Genomic DNA, 17,425 nt, shown 5'->3' on the forward strand with positions numbered 1-17,425 from the left:
TTTGCTATTATTAGCTATGGGTATCCACCTCCGAAAAATTATCACTCACAAAAAATGCGGGTGCCAAAGCACCCGCAATCATCATCGATTATTATTATCAAACCCAGTGGCTTCAAGCGTGGGTGAGAAGCGGGAGCTTCTGCTTGTTTCAACAATTACTGATTATATTACTACAATTGCGAATCGTCAAGAGGTAATTTTAAGATGGCATGTTGCACTAAGATAGTCATCTTATTAATTATTTGTTCATCTTGTTGATCAGTAACCAGTGGTTGGGATTGAAATTTATATTTCTCTAAAAAATTAGTTAGCAATTGACCAATAATTAAGCGTAGTACATCAGCAGGCTCAACTCGGGGATCAATTTGGGGCTCTGCTATTAATAAATCTTGCAAGACCACTAAAAGTTTTTGCACCTTAGGTTGTAAAAGTTCGATAATTTGATTTCTTAAATTTTGGTCTACTAATAATTGATTAACAATAATTGAAATAATTTGCCAATTTTGATTAATAAAACCATAACGATCCCGAATCATATAAGCAATCAGATGATTAATTGTTGTCGCATGATCTTCTAATTTCCCCAAAAATTCAGTACTCAATGTCGGCACTAACTGTGTCAGCAACGGTTCAATAATTGCCTGCAATAAATCGGCCTTCGATTTAAAATGCTTAAACATAGTGGCATCACTGAGACCAGCTTTATTAGCAATGGCCGCCGTTGAAGTAGCTTGATAGCCCTGCTGTGCAAATAATTCAATGGCCGCTTGTAAAATTTTTCGTTTACCAGGCGCCATGGTTTGGTCGTCTAAAAATGAAGCAAAATCTTTTTCTGTCATGTTAGACCTTTCGATAACGTTTTAAACCTATTATATTACCCACCGTCAAGATAACGATAAAAATAACCAATGCCGATAATTCACCTGCAATTTGTGAAAAACCATAGCCTTTCATAATTATGTTTGTCAAAGCCGAAGCTGCATATTTCATTGGCAAAATATCAGCCAGCCACTGCGCCCACTTGGCCATCGCTGATAGAGAAATAATTCCCGAGAAGAAAATTTGCGGAATCACAATAATTGGAATAAATTGGATCATTTGAAATTCTGATTTTGCAAAAGTTGACATAAAAATTCCTAAGGCTAAAGCGACTAACGCTAATAACACCGTCACTAATAATACTAACCAAATAGAGCCAACTACTTGGACATGTAAAATCGTAATCGTAAACCACACAATTAATAAAGTTTGAATAATCGCCACCAAACCATAACTTAACATATAGCCCCAAACAATTTCGGAGCGTTTAACTGGTGTTGCCAATAAACGATCTAAGGTTCCGGAAGTACGTTCACTAAGTAATGCCATTCCCGAAATTAAAAACACAAAGAAAAAGACGAAGAAGCCCATTAAAATCGGCATTAATTTATCAAAGAAATTAGAATCCTTGGTACCGTAGTTATAGGTATTATGGATTTTTGGATTGCTTTTGTGAAGCGAAGTTTTGGCTTGTTGTGTAACCATTGGTGGTAAAACCGTTTGCATTTTTTGAAAAGCTGTTTGTAATTGGCCAATATTTTTTTGACTAAGTGCCATTTGTAAAGCTGACTTTGCTAATTTAGTTTTACTTGCATCTACATTGGCATAAGTCACATCCAAGTTTTTTCCATCTTTAATGATATAGGAATCAACTTTTTCGTTTTTTAAAGCTGTTTGGACGTCAGCTTTTGAAGAATAAGTTTTAACTTGAACATTTTTGACCTGATTTAAATGATGGTTAACAACTTGTGAAACATTAACCGTACCAATTTTGACATCCGTAGTAGTATTCACGCCAAAAATATAACTCATTAAAGCTAGCACTACCAACGGTGCAACAAACATTAATGCTAAGGTTCTTTTATCACGAAATAATTCTGTTAAAACACGTTTAGTAATTGCCCAAGTTCTCATTTTAAATCACCTTCTGCTTTCAAAAAGACTTCTTCAATCGTTTGTACCCCAAATTGTTGTTCCAACATCTGCGGATGATCATTGGCGATTACCTGACCTCCAAGTAGTAGTGCTACTCGATCTGTTAATTCGGCTTCGTCCATAACGTGAGTCGTTACTAAAATCGCATGACCACTATCTCTCAAACGAGCCAATTCTTGCCAAATCTGCTGGCGTAATGAAGGATCAATACCAACGGTTGGCTCATCTAAAACTAATAATGGTGGATTACCCAATAAAGCAATCGCTAAAGACAAGCGGCGTTTCATGCCGCCAGAATAACCACTGACTCGCTTTTTAATATCTTTTGTTAAATCCACAACTGTAATTACGTGCTCAATTGCTGGAGCAATTTGGTCTTTAGCTACACCTTTCATTTGTGCGAAAAAAACTAAATTCTCATAAGCCGTTAATGAATCATATAAAGCATCAGTTTGCGCCATATAACCAATATTTTTCAATAAAACTCGATTAGGCATTATTGTGTCAAAAACAGTTGCTTGACCACCATCAGCTTTTTCCATTCCCAAAGTGATTTTTATAATTGTCGATTTGCCAGCCCCTGAAGGACCAATTAAGCCCACAATTTCTCCTGACTGGACTTGAAAACTAACATCATTTAAAACAGTTTGATTGCCAAATTTCTTTTTCAAATCAGTTAGTCTGATAATTGTTTTAGTCATCGTCACACCTCACAACTTTTATTAGTTAGTAATCACTTACTTACTCAAAAATCATTATAACTTCTTTTTTTAAATTTACAACTATCTGCTAACACATAGTAAATTTGATTGACAAATATTTGTTTTATCATAATATTAAATTTTAGATGATATTTGGAAGGACAATTAATATGCAAATTGAACCAGTTAACTTTCGTGATATTGGCGGATGCAATGTCAAAAATGGCCAATTAAAAAAGAAAATGTTTTTTCGTAGTGGGCAATTAGTGGATCTCACACCAGAAACTAGTAAATTTATTGCTGATACCTGCAATGTTAAAGTGATTTACGATTTTCGCAGTGCTAAGGAAACTTCAGAAATGCCCGATACCCCTTTGAACCAAGTCAGTATCAAACATCTAGATATTCTAAAAGATGCTACTGCTAACTACGCTTCGATGAATAAAATGATTCAAACTTCTGGTGATACCCACCAACATATGTTAGAAACCTATGAACAATTAGTCTTAAGTTCATCAGCACTAAAAGGCTATCAAATTTTTATGAATGATCTAATTAATCAGCCTCAAGCTATTCTTTTCCATTGTTTTGCGGGCAAAGATCGTACCGGTTTTGCGGCTTATTTGATTTTAAAGGCTGCCGGTGCAAGCGATGAGGTAATTATGGCCGATTATTTAAAGACTAATGAACTTCGTCAAGAAGCTAATCGAGCTATTTTAAATCAATATCAAGATCAAATGACTGACTTACAAGCTCAAGAATTGTTAATCGCTTTGCAAGTAGCACAAGAATATCTTAAACACGCTCAAGACATTATTGTTGAACATTATGGTTCTTTTGAAAATTATTTACACAATGGACTTCAACTAGCACCTGATTACTTGGAAACATTCCAAAAAATCTACGTTCAAAAATAATTATTATAAAAAGGTTGTAGCAACTAATTAGAATTTTTCTAAATTAGTGCCGCAACCTTTTATTGTTATAATTAAAATTTGTATTACAAAACAAACTTCTGAAAAGCTTGAGCAATGCCATCTTGATCATTAGAACTAGTAACATAAGTAGCATGTTCTTTAGCAGCAGCGGAACCATTGCCCATAGCCACTGCCGTCTGAGCAAAATCAAACATTGGAATATCATTTTGTTCATCACCCACTGCCATAACTTCCTGACTAGTGAAACCTAACTTATCAGTTAAAGTTTTCAAAGCATTACCCTTATTAACATCTGGATGCATAATTTCCAAAAAATTAGCGGCAGCGCGAACGACATAATGATCTTGACCAAAAACTTGTTGAACACGGGGTTCTTGTTGATCTAATTCTTGAGTCTCACCAACAAAGACACCTTTAATCATAATTGTTTGTTCTGAAATCATTTGCGGTTCACGAATATAAATGCCAGCTGAATTTTCCCACGCCTGAACAACTGTAATACGATTAACATCTTGATTACTGGTATAAATTTTACTCTCAGCATCTAAGACATTATATGCTAACTTATGTTTTTTAGAATAAGTATCAATTTGTTCATAAGTAGCTCGGCTAAGGCCTGCTTGACTAATTTTGGTTCCCGTCACGCTTTCAATAACTGCTCCGTTGAATGTAATAACATATTGATCTGCCTGTTGTATGTCTAAAGTCTTTAAAAAATTTTGAACGCCAGCTAACGGTCGTCCAGAACAAAGAACAACTTTAACTCCTTGTCTTACTGCTTGTCTAATAACTTCAATTGTGGAATCCAGTAATTTTCCCTGACTATTCAATAACGTATCATCAACATCAATTGCTACTAATTTAATCATTTCCCTCTCCATTTACATTTACATTAACATTGGCCTGCTTTTGGGCTTGCCAATATTCGACACGTCTTTGCCGCCAAATTTGATAATCTTTGATATCAATCGTCCGAATTACCCGCGCAGGATTACCAACCGCTACGCTATTTTCGGGAATATCTTTGGTCACTACCGAGCCAGCACCAACGACCGTGTTTTGACCAATCGTCACTCCTGGCAATACACAAACACTACCGCCTAGCCAAACATTATCCTGAATAACAATGGGTTTACCAAATTCCAAACCCTCTTTACGAACTTCTGGATCCAAAGGATGACCAGCTGTGTAAAGGCTAGTATTAGGTCCAATTAAAACATCATTACCAATAATGATTGGGTTAACATCTAAAAAAGTACAATTTTGATTAGCGTAAAAATTATCGCCAATAGAAATATGTCGTCCATAATCAACGTAAACGGGTGGATTAACATACAAATTTTGCCCCGTTTTGCCAAACAATTGATGCTCTAAAGCTACAATTTGTTCCGTTTGATTAATTGGCACTTGATTTATTTTTTGGGCAATTAATTTACCAGATACGGACTTATTCTCTGCTAAAATTTGATCTGAACGATACAGCTTACCGTTTAGTAGTTGCTCATAATCAAAGTCTGGTTGAGCTTTCATTCTTACACCTCCTAGCGATATTATGGCATAAATTTAATAAATATGAAATTGTTCTCAAGGTAATCGGGCTAATTCTTAAACTTTTCTTAACAATTTCAGCTTGGTAAAGTAAAGTGATTTGCATATAATAGAACTGAGTTAATTAATATTTTACAACTAACACTGCATTATCTAATTTTGAAAGGTGGAATATCATGACAACTTATCAAGAGACAGATCCCCAGTTATGGCAGTTAATTAATGCTGAAAAAGAGCGTCAAGAACATAATATTGAATTAATTGCGTCTGAAAATATTGTTTCAAAAAGCGTACTTGCCGCGCAAGGTTCCGTTTTAACTAATAAGTATGCTGAAGGTTATCCTGGTAAACGTTACTATGGTGGCAACGAATATATTGATCAAATTGAACAACTAGCAATTGACCGCGTCAAAGAACTTTATCATGCGGAATATGCTAATGTGCAACCTCATTCAGGTTCTCAAGCTAATGAAGCTGCTTATCGTGCTTTAATCAAACCCGGCGATCGAGTATTGGGAATGGATTTAGACGCTGGTGGCCACTTAACTCACGGTTCTAAAGTTAACTTTTCTGGTAAAACTTATGATTTTTATAGTTACGGTGTTGATAATCAAGGTTATCTAGATTATGACCAAGTGCTGGAAATTGCCCAAAAAGTTCAGCCAAAATTAATTGTTGCGGGCGCTTCAGCTTATAGTCGCATCATTGATTTTAAAAAGTTTCGTGAGATTGCTGATCGAGTTGGTGCTAAATTAATGGTTGATATGGCTCATATCGCTGGTTTAGTAGCTGTCGGACTACATCCAAGTCCCGTGGGAATTGCCGATATTGTGACTTCTACGACCCACAAAACTTTACGCGGACCACGTGGGGGACTAATTTTAGCCCAAGAAAAATATGCTAAAAAGATTAATAGTGCCGTTTTTCCAGGCACTCAAGGTGGACCATTAGAACATGTCATCGCTGCTAAAGCGGCTGCTTTTTACGAAGCTAGCCAACCAGAGTTTAAAACTTATCAACAACAAATCTTAAATAACGCCCAAGCAATGGCTGAAGTCTTTAACGCTGATGACCAAGTGCAAGTTTTAACCGGTGGAACTGACAACCATTTATTAACTTTAGACTTAAGTAAAACTGCTTTAAATGGGGCCCAAGTTCAAGATCTATTGGATAGCGTTCGAATCACTACCAACAAAGAAGCCATCCCTAACGACCCACTACCACCTTCTAAAACTTCTGGTTTACGGCTAGGAACACCGGCAATCACTAGTCGAGGTTTTGATGAAGAAGATAGTAAAACAACAGCTCAATTAATTTTACAAGTCATTCATAACGCTGATGACACCCAAAAATTAGAGCAAATTAAACAACAAGTTCAACAATTAACGGATAAACGTCCTATTAAACGTTGGTAGACACCAATCAAAATTTCAATTAGTTTAAAAAATCAATTGTATTAAAAAAATAAAAACTACTACCATGAATATAATGTGCCGTTTGCCAAAGTCTCTCTAACTTTGGCAACCATATTATAATTACAATTTTTTGTGGTAGTAGTTTTTTAGATTATAGATTCAAATCCGTTTGATAATTTAATGGCGACAAAGCCGTTGCTTTGGTAACTAATGTAGAAATCAATCGCCGATATTGTTGAGCCGCATATTCAGCATTTTGGGCAGAACATTTAGTCAAATAAGTTGCTAGCATGGATTCATCACTAAATTCTTGAGCCGTTTGATCACTCATTCTCAACTCATGATTCAAGTAAGCAGTAATCTTTTTTTGGTATTCTTTCAAGATGGGACCAAACTCTGGATAATGGCTATCAACCAAGACACCTGCTAACTTATAAAGCCAATAAGCTGAAACACTATCGTAAGTCAAATCACCCTCTTGATAAAAATCAGGAGTTGTATTCATCCCTAAATAAAACGGTACGTAAACACTTTGGGCACTAACACCTAAAGCTAACCACTGCACACAAGCAATGGCAGGTGGTAAAGCCGGTCTAATTTGTAACAAATGCGATTCTTGCGTTTTTGCTAGACTAATTGGTCGATAAGGATGCTCTTGACTATTTAAAATATCATATGGTGTTTTTTCGTAATGTGAGGATAAGTACATTTTAGCATCATCAATACTCAATTTTTGCTGTGGTTTTCTGATAAAAGCTAAATCTTCACTATTTGGTTGTTGCGCATCTGCTCCAGAGAACTGTTGTTGTCCCCACCAAACCCGTGGCGTATTATAATGTTCGTCAAAGTCCGTTTGGGTGCCAAAAATTTGGCGAAAATTAAAACCCGTTGCTTGTGGATTTAACTGATTATCAATCACAAACTCTTTCAAATCATCTTTGAACATAAAGTTATAATTATCAGCAAAATCAATTTCTTGAATGGCTACTTGATTAGCAATTACTGCATAGCTATCATCGGGAATTAATTGTGCTGCCCATTGATGACCACAGACAATTTCCATATACCAAGCTTCTTTTTGATCAGCAAACAAAACGCCATTCGATTCACAAGTACCATATTTTTCCACAATACTTCCTAAACGTTCAATGGCTGCCCGCGCAGTTTTGACATATGGTAAAACACAAGTCACCATTGCTTCTTCACCAATTCCATCTGCGACTAAAGGATCAGCACCTAAAGCCGTTGGGTTGGTATAAGTACTTTCCGTAGCACTCATGGCCACACCATATTCATTAAAACCACTTTCTTCAAAAACTCCGTTGCGATCGCTACATTCCGGAGTGGCAGTATATTTAAATCGCTCTTGAGGTAACGCCATTTGAAAGTGGTTAGCTTTGGAAATAAATTGCTGCGGTTGTGAAAATTTTTGATGTGGACGAACTACAAAATGTTTGGGTAAAGCTGTATTAGCGTCTTCATTACGACCAATTATAATTGAACCATCTCTACTAGCTTGTTTACCAATTAAAATACTAGTACAAGCACTAGTTCTTTTTGGCATTTTCATTTTTTACTCCTTTAATTACAAATTAAATAACTTAACTACTTTAATTGTAGGCATCTTTTCTAAGAGACGCAACTTATCTGAAAACAGAAAAATTTCTATTCTCCTATTGACACCAAGATTTACTTTAGTTAAGATATTAATGTTGATTAAAAGTAATGGGTATTCGCCAAACCGGTAAGGCAACGGACTCTGAATCCGTAATTTGTAGGTTCGAGCCCTACATACCCAATCAGTCTTCAAACGTTCAAAAACCAGCCTTTGTGGCTGGTATTTTTATTTTGGCTACAAAACTGACTACAAAAAAGCGCTTTTATTTGTACATTATCTTCAAAGTCATCAATTTGTACTAGCACCATTACCCCCAAAAACGTTTTTAATGATAAACAATTTTTTTACAAACTAAATTACCCCAATATTCAGCAACTATTTTAAACATTAATTCAACTTGTCAATAATAAAAGAAACAATCAACACTAGAATTACTGCTCCAATAATTGAAGGAACAATCGCCATACCGGCTAATTGTGGCCCCCAATCGCCTAATAACCATTGCCCTAGCGAAGAACCAACCAAACCGGCAACAATGTTTGTAATGCAGCCCATAGAATTGCCCTTCTTAGTTAATGCTCCGGCAATTAAACCGATAAGTGCTCCGACGATTAAAACCCAAATCCAATACATACCTTAAGCCTCCCAATTAATAACTTAACTTTAGTATATTAGTTTCACTTTCATTAGCGTAATAATTAGCTTAGGAAAATCCTTTTGCCAAATGACTTTCACCTTTATAATAAAAATATCAAGCTTGAAAGGATCAATCTTATTATGAAGTTAAATCAATTTGGTATCCGTCCCACTAAAAAACAAGAGGAAATTAACGAATTAGAACAAATTGGCTTTTTGAAACCAGAGCAAGCAAAACAAAAACCTATCATTCTTTTCAAACAATTTTTATTACAATGTTTCCCAGAATTTAATGACTCCAGTAGTCAAGCACAGCAAATGAAAACATTAATGGCTACTAGTAGCCAAACTGCTCAACAATATCTACAACAAGAAGATGGTGTATCAACAAATGCTTTTTATAATTTATATTTTCAATTATTAGGTCTAGAAGTGGAGCAAGACTTTGACTTGAATCAACCTTTAGCAACAACGGTTCAATTAAATTATCCGCAATTTGCCGCCAAGAATTTAACTACTGCCGATTTAATTCACGGCTTTTATCAGTTATTAATTACTCATACAGTTAATGGTCAAACTTATTTGGATGACTTAGCCAGTCGGGGTTATTTCCACAACTTAAAGCAACACCAATCAATTAGTCAACCATTATTTTTCAATGGTAAGGCCCAACCAGTTTTTGATACAACACACTTAATTAATGAAGTAGTTTATGTTGAAAGTAGCCAAGACAGCGCCAACTATGGTCAACGTGATTTATTAAAAGTCGAAATTACCCGTCCTAGTGAAACAAATACTGGTTTAAAAGTTCCTGTTTTATATACCGCCTCCCCCTATAATCAAGGAACTAATGATTTAGCGGGTGAACAATTAACGCACAATGTCAATGTTCCTTTAGTCAAAAAAACTTCCCAACAATTTGTGCCAAAAACGCCATCAACACGGAATGATTCAACAATTCCCGCTGCTAGAAAAATTTTAGGAACAACCAAAACTGCCAGTCAAAGTTTCGGCAATCATTTTACTTACAGTTTAAATGATTATTTCTTAGCTCGCGGTTTTGCCGTCGTTTATGCTGCAGGTATTGGTACCAAAGATTCTGATGGATTCAGAACTTGTGGTGATCAACAAGAAACTATTTCCACTACTGCTGTAATTGAATGGCTAGCGGGTAACAGAACTGCTTTTACTAATAAAACTGATCAAATTCAAATTAAAGCGTGGTGGTCCAATCATAAAATTGCCATGACCGGGCGCTCTTACCTGGGCACTCTAGCCACAGCAGCAGCTACTACCGGCGTTGAAGGATTAAAGACCATCATCAGCGAAGCTGCTATTTCTAGTTGGTATGATTATTACCGCGAACACGGCTTAGTGGTGGCTCCTGGTGGTTTTCCTGGTGAAGATTGTGACGTTTTAGCCGAGGAAACTTTTTCGCGCCAAAAACAGGCTGGTGATTACTACACAATAAAAAGTCGCTGGCACCAACAACTAACGCACATAACCAGTGGACAAGAGCGCACCACTGGAAATTATAATAATTTTTGGGAGCAACGCAATTATCGTCATCAAGCCCAAAACATTAAGGCCGATGTTATTTTAGTCCATGGACTCAATGATTGGAACGTAAAACCTAAAAACGTTCAAAAATTGTGGGCTAAATTACGTGAGCTGCCGATTACCAAGAAATTGATTTTACACCAAGGACCCCACATCTACATTAACAATAATCGTTCATTAGATTTTACTGACATGATGAATTTGTGGTTATCTTATAAGTTGTATGATGTTGATAATCAAGCAGATCAGCTTTTACCTACCGTTTTAATTCAAGATAACACTATTCCAGAAACTTGGCATTCTTATCAAGATTGGAGTAGTCCTGATAATTCAATACAAACTTATTATTTCAATCAAAATACTTTAAACAGTGAGCAGCCAAAGCAGCCAACAACTATGAGCTTTACTGATCATTTGCCTGAATCAGTTTTTCAAAATTATTGTCATGATTTAGCAACTTGGCGTCAAGATGTAATGACAAGTCAAACTTCAGCCTTAGATGCTAATAAATTAATCTTTTTAGCACCAAAGCAAACACAAGATTTAATTATTGATGGTCGCGCGCAAGTTAATTTAAGAATCGCCAGTTCCGCAAATTTAGGCTTATTAAGTTTACGACTAATTGATTACGGTCAATTCCGACGCCTAACCACTTTGCCAAGCACTTTGGCTGCGCAAAGTTATGACCAGGGCTATCATTATCACAAGGAAGATTTAAAAGAATATGAATTAGCCACCAAGCCATCCGCCTACCAATTGATTTCTTTAACCCATCTTAATTTACAAAACCGTCAGGGTAATTATCAAACTGAACCAATATTACCTGGGAAATTTTATGATCTCAGTGTCCAATTACAACCCACTCATTACCAATTAGCGACTGGACATCAATTAGGTTTAATTGTTTACGCCACCGATTTTGAAATGACAATTCGGGGTAATCAAGAAATTAGTTATACGTTAGCTTTAAAGCAGTGCTCATTAGAACTACCACATTTGTAAAGGAAGTTATGTATGATATCCAATTATTTATTAAGTGGCTTGTGGCTAATCGTTTTTATCAGTGCTAGCGGTTTAGTCATCAGTTTGATGCAAAATAAGTTCCGCCTGCTAAATGGAGCTTTAGCTAACATTATGCTTTTTACCTTAGGAATCACTTTGATCTTAAGTGTTGAAGCCTTGCACAACCACATTCTTTATCAAATTGTGTATTGGCTGGTCGCCATAGTAACAGCAATTATTTTAATTTTTTATGCTGCTTTGGGTTTGTTATTATTATGGAATGCGGTTATTGTTTGGCATCATGAAAGCCACACATTAGCCAATAATCTGACTTTAATTTTAGGTTTAATTGTGCTTGCAATTCCAGTAATCAAAGTCAGCACGCGCCATTTACTATCACCCACTTTTTTTAGCATATATACGCACCTAGTATTGCCCATCATTTTTTATGTTATCTTTTGGTTTTTAGCATTCATTACCTCCTTTTTAATCACACGTTTATATCGTCCACGCTTTAATCAAGACTACATTATTGTCTTAGGTGCTGGCTTGCTTGATGGTGATCAGGTTTCGCCGCTGTTAAAGGCTCGAATTAACGTCGCTTTGGATTTTGCACGCAAGCAATGGCAAAAGACGGGACATTTTCCCTTAATTGTTTGTTCAGGTGGTCAAGGCCATGATGAAACAGTACCTGAAGGTCAAGCCATGCGTGCCTACGTTCTAAATCAAGGCATTGCCCCCCAATTAGTCGTCAGTGAAGCACATTCTAAAAACACCTATGAAAATATGCTATTTTCAAAAAAAATTTTACAGCAACATCATTTAAATCTGCAAAAAGGGATTTTTGCCACCAGTGATTACCATACTTTTCGTGCTGCCGGCTATGCACGCTTTGTTGGCTTAAATATTACTGGTCTCGGAGCCAAAACTAGTCGTTTCTTTGTCCCTAATGCTTTTTTACGCGAATATTTAGCCTTATTAAACAACCACAAAAAATTTCATATTATTTGTCTAGGAATAATTCTATTATTGTCATTATTTAACGTTTGGGCTTTTGTTACTAGCTAATGATGGATGCCAAAACAGGGCTAGAACAAAAGTCGCTTAACAGTTAGGCACCAACTGCTGACTTTTGGAACGCGATAATTAATTAATGTTCGTTTAATTTGCGGAACCTTAAGACTTATTCACTTTAAAAAAGCTGAGATTAGACCAAAAATCATTAAGTTCTAAATGATTTTTGTTTCAACCTCGGCTTTTTTTATTTTAGTAATTTTTCGTTAATGATTAATTTCAAAACCACCCTGCCAACTAATACGTTCCTTATTAGCTAATGTCATTTGCAAGAAACCCAGCGCCTCTAGTTCGCGTGCTCGCTTTAATTTTCCGGCATCCATAACCTGCAAGGGGCTAGCTGCTAAAGCCTTCAGCAAAACTTCTTTGGCTGCTGGATCATCACCGGCCACTAGCACTGTCGTTGTTTCTTGACCCACTTTACCAGTTTGTAAAGTCTGCGCAAAATTAGTATTAAACGCTTTTAAAACTTGACTTTGCGGCAATTTGGCCTGTAATTCTTGCGCCGCTGAACTATCAGCAGGAACCACTAGCTCATCAAAAGTCGCAAAATTTAGTGGATTGGTAATATCGACAACCACTTTACCTGCCAATTGTTCTTGATACTGTTGAGCTAATTTGGCTAATGCTGGATAAGGAACAGCGAAAATGACTAAGTCATCTAAGCTTGTGGCTTTAATCTTAGTATCATAATAATTCACAACGTTACCAGCGATTTCCAAATTTTTACCAATGGCTTGTCCCATATTGCCCTTACCGAAAATTGAAATATTCATTTTTCAAGCTTCCTTTCATCATCATAAATTTATTATCCGTCTAAAAGATTGCAAAGTGAAATATAGCGTTTTCAATTACGCAAAATTCACTTTTTCTAAAGCAAAACGAGACTGAAGTTCAAAGTAATTAACAATTAAACTCACAGCAACTGCTAAATGACTTTTATCCAGTCTCGATCTCAGTGAACATTATTCTAATCTCATAAATTTAACTAACAAATACTAAGATACTTTTTATAATAAACCGTCTTCCATTAAACATTGAGCAATTTGCACGGCATTCCAAGCGGCACCTTTTAACAGATTATCTGCTACAACCCATAAATTAAAGGCTCCGGGATTTTCAGCATCAGCCCGTAACCTTCCGACAAAGGTTGCTCTTTTACCAGCAGCCTTGAGTGGTTGCGGATAAAGTTGTTGTTTCGGATCGTCTTCAACCACCACTCCTGGCGTTTGTTGTAATAATGCCCGCAAATCTTCGGCCGTCACTTGCTCATCTTGCAGGGTAAAATACACCGACTCTCCATGACCAATGGCCACTGGAACCCGAACACAAGTGGCCGTTACTTTTAATTGTTGATCATCCATATCTTGGCGCAGAATCTTTTTAGTTTCATGAATCATTTTCCATTCTTCATGTGTATAACCGGAATCTTCAAACACATCAATTTGCGGTAACAAATTAAAGGCTTGAGGATAATGCTTAGCATCACCTTTAGTTGGTAAAATTTTGGCTGTCAGTGGTTCCTGATTTAAAGCTTGCTGGCTTTGTTGTAGCAATTCATTTAACGCTGACTGACCCGCACCAGAGACTGCTTGATAAGTCGAAACAATAATTTGCTTGATCCCATATTTTTGATCAAATGGAGCCAACGCCATTAACATTTGAATCGTCGAACAATTCGGATTGGCAATAATGCCTTGATGTTGCTTTAATGCGACCCGATTAACTTCCGGGATGACTAGCGGGACTTGGGGATCCATCCGAAAAGCGCTCGTATTATCCACACAAATTGCTCCGGCAGCCACTGCCGCTGGTAACAAGGATTTAGAAACAGCACCACCTGCCGATGACAAAACTAAATCAACATTTTTAAAGGAAGCCGGTGTTGCTTCTTCTACGCTACACGTCATTCCTCTAAATTTTAATTTTTTACCTACAGAACGTTTGGAAGCTAAAACTTTTAAATTTTTTACTGGAATATTGGTTTGTGCTAACTGTTCAATCATGCGTGTGCCCACAGCACCAGTCGCTCCTAAAATGGCTACGTTATACTCTTTCATTTTATCCCCCGTTAATTTCTTTCGTTTAATAAAAAGGTGCGTATTTGCTGGAGTGCGCGTTGCAAAGTTTCTAAACTAGCTGCAAAAGAAAAACGGACATAACCGCGCCCACTGTCACCAAAAGCACGTCCCGGAATCACTCCAACACGCGCCTTTTGCGCCAATAAACGAGCAAAGGCTAATTCGTCATTACCAAATTCTGCTGGAATTTTAGTAAAAAGATAAAAAGTCCCTTGTGGCTTCACCGGTTGAAACCCTAATAGTGGTAACTGCTCTAATAAGTAATCACGGCGCCGTTGATATAACTTTACAGCCGCTTTAGGATCTTGATCTCCTAACACACTTAGTGCCTGTGTTGCTGCTGCCTGGGAAGGATTAGGCGGACAAGTTACTAAAAATGCATGCATCTTAGCAATGAGAGCCGTCCACGGTGCTGGTGCAGCCACGTAGCCAGCGCGATAGCCCGTCATCGCATGCGATTTAGATAACCCATTAATCAATACTGTGCGCTCACTAATCCATTGGGCAATGGAATGATGTACTTGACCCTCATAAATTAGCTCACTATAAATTTCATCAGCAATGACCCCCAAATGCTGCTTGACAATCACCTGTGCCAAAGCTTGCAATTGTTGTGCAGAATATTCTTGTCCCGAAGGATTTCCCGGGTAATTAAGAACAATAAATTTAGCTTGGGGATGTTCCTGTGTTACTTTTTGTAATTGCTGTGACGTTAATAAAAATTGACTCGAACTAGTGTCAACGATAATCATTTTGGCACCAATTAAGCGCAATAACGGAAAATACAAAGCATAGGTGGGTGTCGGAACAATAACTTCATCACCAGGATTAATCAAGGAAAAGATCGTGGCGGCTAAGGCCTCAGTAGCACCAACAGTGGCCAAAATTTCACTTTGAGGATCATACGTCAAATTTTGGTGCCGCTGTAAGTAAGCACTAATTGCCTGACGTAAAACCAACGTTCCCTTTTGCGCTGAGTAATGCGATTCATTATTTTTAATGCTTAAAATAGCAGCTTGTTTGACATGTTCTGGTGTTGTTAAATCTGGTTCACCCAAAGTTAACTTAATAATATTAGGAATTTGCGAAATTTCTTGGTCAAATTGTCGAATAGCTGATGGAGTAATCCGTTCTAATGTTTGATTACCTGTTGCTTGTAAATCTGCTGCTAACTGTGGCATTGTTCGTCCCTTCTTTCATAAAATATTTTCTAAACCAAAAACTAATTGCGTTAATTGTGGGACTTTGTCTAAAGCAACATCAACTCCGCGCATAAAAGAACTCCGGTCAAAAGAATCTTGCCGTAAAGTCAAAGCTTCTCCAGCTCCGCCAAACAAAACTTCTTCATGTGCAATATAACCAGGCAAGCGAACCGAATGAATTGCCACTCCATCGCTAGCTAGTCCTCGAGCACGTTGCTTAAAATCAGAGTTAGCATAGGCTTCTTTGCGACCAGCTTGAATTTTTTGCGCTGTTGTTAAGGCCGTCGCAGAGGGCGCATCTTTTTTATCGGCATGATGTAATTCAATCACTTCAGCATCGGGAAAATATTGTGCTGCTTCTTGTGCAAATTTAATTAATAAAACTGCTGACAAACCAAAATTAGGGGCGATAATACCGCCAATTTGGTGCTTAATAGCTAAAGCTTGCAAGTCTTCGACTTGCTTATGATTCAAACCACTAGTCCCAATTATCGGTCGGATTTGGTGTTGTAGAGCAAACTTAGTGTTGTCAAAAACTGCTTGTGGCGTTGTAAAATCTAACCACAGATCATACTGACCAACAATTTCTGCTAAACTAGTAAAACGTTGAACCGACTTAGCTAACGGCAAATCAGTTGTTAAAGCTTGCGGTGACAAAATTGCCGCTAATTCAAAATTATTTTTTTGTTGGACTAACTGTACGGCTTTTTGCCCCATTTTACCGGTCGCACCAGCAATTAAAACTCGATACATAATTATTCTCCTAAATCAAAATCTAAAGAATCACTTAATTGTGTAATTCCTAAACGTTGTGCCAATAATTGTTCCTGGTGTGCATCTAAAGTAGCAATTGGTAAACGGCAGTTTCCACTAGCAAAGCCTTGGGCATTTAACAAAGCCTTTAATGCTGACGGTGATGGGTACATAAATAAAGCTTGCATCCGCGGTGTTAATAAACGTTGCCATGACCCAGCTTGATCAACTTGACCCGCAGTCAAAGCCGCATACATCTGTGTCATTTCTCTACCATATAAATGACTGGCCACAGAAATTACTCCCTTTGCTCCCAAGACTTTGGCAGTTAAAGCTTGTTCATCTTCACCCGTGTAAACTAGAAAATCATCAGGGACACCTTGAATGATTTCTTGTAAATCACTCAAGCTAGCACATTGCTTAATCCCCATAATTTGTGGATTTTGGGCTAGATGAAGCACGGTTTGGGGTTGCATACTAACTACTGAACGACCAGGAATGTTATAAATCATTAACGGAACTGGACTATTAGCGGCCACAACTTCAAAGTGAGCGATCATACCATTTTGATCGGGTTTATTATAGTAAGGAACTACCACCAAAACCGCGTCAATACCTGCAATTTGTCCGACTTTTTGAGTAAATTCAATCGTTTGCTGGGTATTATTAGAACCGGTACCAGCAATCACAGGTACTCGTCCAGCAACAATTTCACTAAAGCGTTGATATAACTTTAATTTTTCTGCTGCAGTCATCGTTGCCACTTCACCGGTAGTCCCCCCGACGACAAAGCCTTTGGTACCAGTCTCTAACAAATGCTCAATTAATTGTTCTAAAGCGGGAAAATCAATTTGGTTTTCTTCATTAAATGGTGTTACGATTGCGGTCATTAAATCTACTTGTTCAAACATGATTCATTCCTC

Annotated in this window: 16 protein-coding genes, 1 tRNA gene and 1 other annotated feature; of the genes, 5 read left to right on the top strand and 12 right to left on the bottom strand. The window is 37.2% G+C overall.

Annotated features, from left to right (window positions below; all coding sequences use genetic code 11):
• Window positions 1–42 precede the first annotated feature (42 nt).
• Window positions 43–151, bottom strand: a sequence feature (ribosomal protein L20 leader region).
• 19 nt (window positions 152–170) lie between these two features.
• The 3 genes from AC3B7A_RS01570 to AC3B7A_RS01580 are packed head-to-tail and all read right to left on the bottom strand — an operon-like array spanning window position 171 to window position 2,675.
• Entirely contained in the window at window positions 171–839 is a 669-nt protein-coding gene (locus AC3B7A_RS01570) for a TetR/AcrR family transcriptional regulator (protein ID WP_489756006.1), read from the bottom strand.
• A gap of 1 nt (window position 840) precedes the next feature.
• Entirely contained in the window at window positions 841–1,953 is a 1,113-nt protein-coding gene (locus tag AC3B7A_RS01575; RefSeq protein ID WP_489756007.1) for an ABC transporter permease, read from the bottom strand.
• On the bottom strand, window positions 1,950–2,675 hold the full coding sequence (locus AC3B7A_RS01580; protein WP_489756008.1) for an ABC transporter ATP-binding protein: 726 nt from the start codon (window positions 2,673–2,675) through the stop codon (window positions 1,950–1,952). Before AC3B7A_RS01580 ends, AC3B7A_RS01575 begins: the two co-directional genes overlap by 4 nt.
• A 170-nt stretch (window positions 2,676–2,845) precedes the next feature.
• On the opposite strand from AC3B7A_RS01580, the gene AC3B7A_RS01585 reads away from it, so the two are divergent.
• On the top strand, window positions 2,846–3,592 hold the full coding sequence (locus tag AC3B7A_RS01585; RefSeq protein ID WP_489756009.1) for a tyrosine-protein phosphatase: 747 nt from the start codon (window positions 2,846–2,848) through the stop codon (window positions 3,590–3,592).
• 83 nt (window positions 3,593–3,675) lie between these two features.
• Here AC3B7A_RS01585 and AC3B7A_RS01590 read toward each other — a convergent pair whose 3' ends face one another.
• Both AC3B7A_RS01590 and AC3B7A_RS01595 read right to left on the bottom strand, forming a co-directional pair.
• A complete protein-coding gene (locus tag AC3B7A_RS01590) occupies window positions 3,676–4,482 on the bottom strand; it encodes a Cof-type HAD-IIB family hydrolase (protein WP_489756010.1) in 807 nt (268 codons plus the stop codon).
• Window positions 4,475–5,143 carry a sugar O-acetyltransferase gene (locus tag AC3B7A_RS01595; protein ID WP_489756011.1) on the bottom strand — a complete coding sequence of 223 codons (669 nt, stop codon included), beginning with the start codon at window positions 5,141–5,143 and terminating at the stop codon, window positions 4,475–4,477. Before AC3B7A_RS01595 ends, AC3B7A_RS01590 begins: the two co-directional genes overlap by 8 nt.
• A gap of 194 nt (window positions 5,144–5,337) precedes the next feature.
• Between AC3B7A_RS01595 and glyA the strand changes: the two genes are divergently transcribed.
• Window positions 5,338–6,576 (top strand): serine hydroxymethyltransferase, encoded by a 1,239-nt coding sequence (gene glyA, locus AC3B7A_RS01600; RefSeq protein WP_489756012.1) that lies wholly within the window; start codon window positions 5,338–5,340, stop codon window positions 6,574–6,576.
• 151 nt (window positions 6,577–6,727) lie between these two features.
• Here glyA and AC3B7A_RS01605 read toward each other — a convergent pair whose 3' ends face one another.
• A complete protein-coding gene (locus AC3B7A_RS01605; protein WP_489756013.1) occupies window positions 6,728–8,146 on the bottom strand; it encodes a C69 family dipeptidase in 1,419 nt (472 codons plus the stop codon).
• A 156-nt stretch (window positions 8,147–8,302) separates the two neighbouring features.
• Here AC3B7A_RS01605 and AC3B7A_RS01610 point away from each other — a divergent pair.
• Window positions 8,303–8,375, top strand: a tRNA-Gln gene (locus AC3B7A_RS01610).
• 206 nt (window positions 8,376–8,581) lie between these two features.
• Here AC3B7A_RS01610 and AC3B7A_RS01615 read toward each other — a convergent pair.
• Window positions 8,582–8,827, bottom strand: a complete 246-nt coding sequence (locus AC3B7A_RS01615; protein WP_489756014.1) for a GlsB/YeaQ/YmgE family stress response membrane protein — start codon at window positions 8,825–8,827, stop codon at window positions 8,582–8,584.
• A gap of 144 nt (window positions 8,828–8,971) precedes the next feature.
• Here AC3B7A_RS01615 and AC3B7A_RS01620 point away from each other — a divergent pair, with 144 nt between their 5' ends.
• Window positions 8,972–11,392, top strand: a complete 2,421-nt coding sequence (locus AC3B7A_RS01620; RefSeq protein WP_489756015.1) for a Xaa-Pro dipeptidyl-peptidase — start codon at window positions 8,972–8,974, stop codon at window positions 11,390–11,392.
• Window positions 11,393–11,404: 12 nt separating this feature from the next.
• Entirely contained in the window at window positions 11,405–12,460 is a 1,056-nt protein-coding gene (locus AC3B7A_RS01625) for a YdcF family protein (RefSeq protein WP_489756016.1), read from the top strand.
• 212 nt (window positions 12,461–12,672) lie between these two features.
• Here the strand turns inward: AC3B7A_RS01625 and AC3B7A_RS01630 are convergent, their stop codons facing one another.
• From AC3B7A_RS01630 to dapA, 5 genes are all read right to left on the bottom strand, one after another.
• Entirely contained in the window at window positions 12,673–13,242 is a 570-nt protein-coding gene (locus AC3B7A_RS01630; RefSeq protein WP_489756017.1) for an NADPH-dependent F420 reductase, read from the bottom strand.
• A gap of 234 nt (window positions 13,243–13,476) precedes the next feature.
• Window positions 13,477–14,526, bottom strand: coding sequence for an aspartate-semialdehyde dehydrogenase (locus AC3B7A_RS01635; RefSeq protein WP_489756018.1), 1,050 nt, complete (start codon window positions 14,524–14,526; stop codon window positions 13,477–13,479).
• Window positions 14,527–14,537: 11 nt separating this feature from the next.
• The gene (locus tag AC3B7A_RS01640; protein ID WP_489756019.1) at window positions 14,538–15,728 is read right to left on the bottom strand and encodes an aminotransferase class I/II-fold pyridoxal phosphate-dependent enzyme; all 1,191 of its coding nucleotides are present in this window, start codon (window positions 15,726–15,728) and stop codon (window positions 14,538–14,540) included.
• 15 nt (window positions 15,729–15,743) lie between these two features.
• Window positions 15,744–16,502: a 4-hydroxy-tetrahydrodipicolinate reductase gene (dapB, locus tag AC3B7A_RS01645; protein WP_489756020.1), complete on the bottom strand. Its 759-nt coding sequence runs from the start codon at window positions 16,500–16,502 to the stop codon at window positions 15,744–15,746.
• 2 nt (window positions 16,503–16,504) lie between these two features.
• Window positions 16,505–17,413 (bottom strand): 4-hydroxy-tetrahydrodipicolinate synthase, encoded by a 909-nt coding sequence (dapA, locus tag AC3B7A_RS01650; protein ID WP_489756021.1) that lies wholly within the window; start codon window positions 17,411–17,413, stop codon window positions 16,505–16,507.
• Window positions 17,414–17,425 lie beyond the last annotated feature (12 nt).

The sequence above is a fragment of the Bombilactobacillus sp. ESL1202 genome (assembly GCF_058107125.1).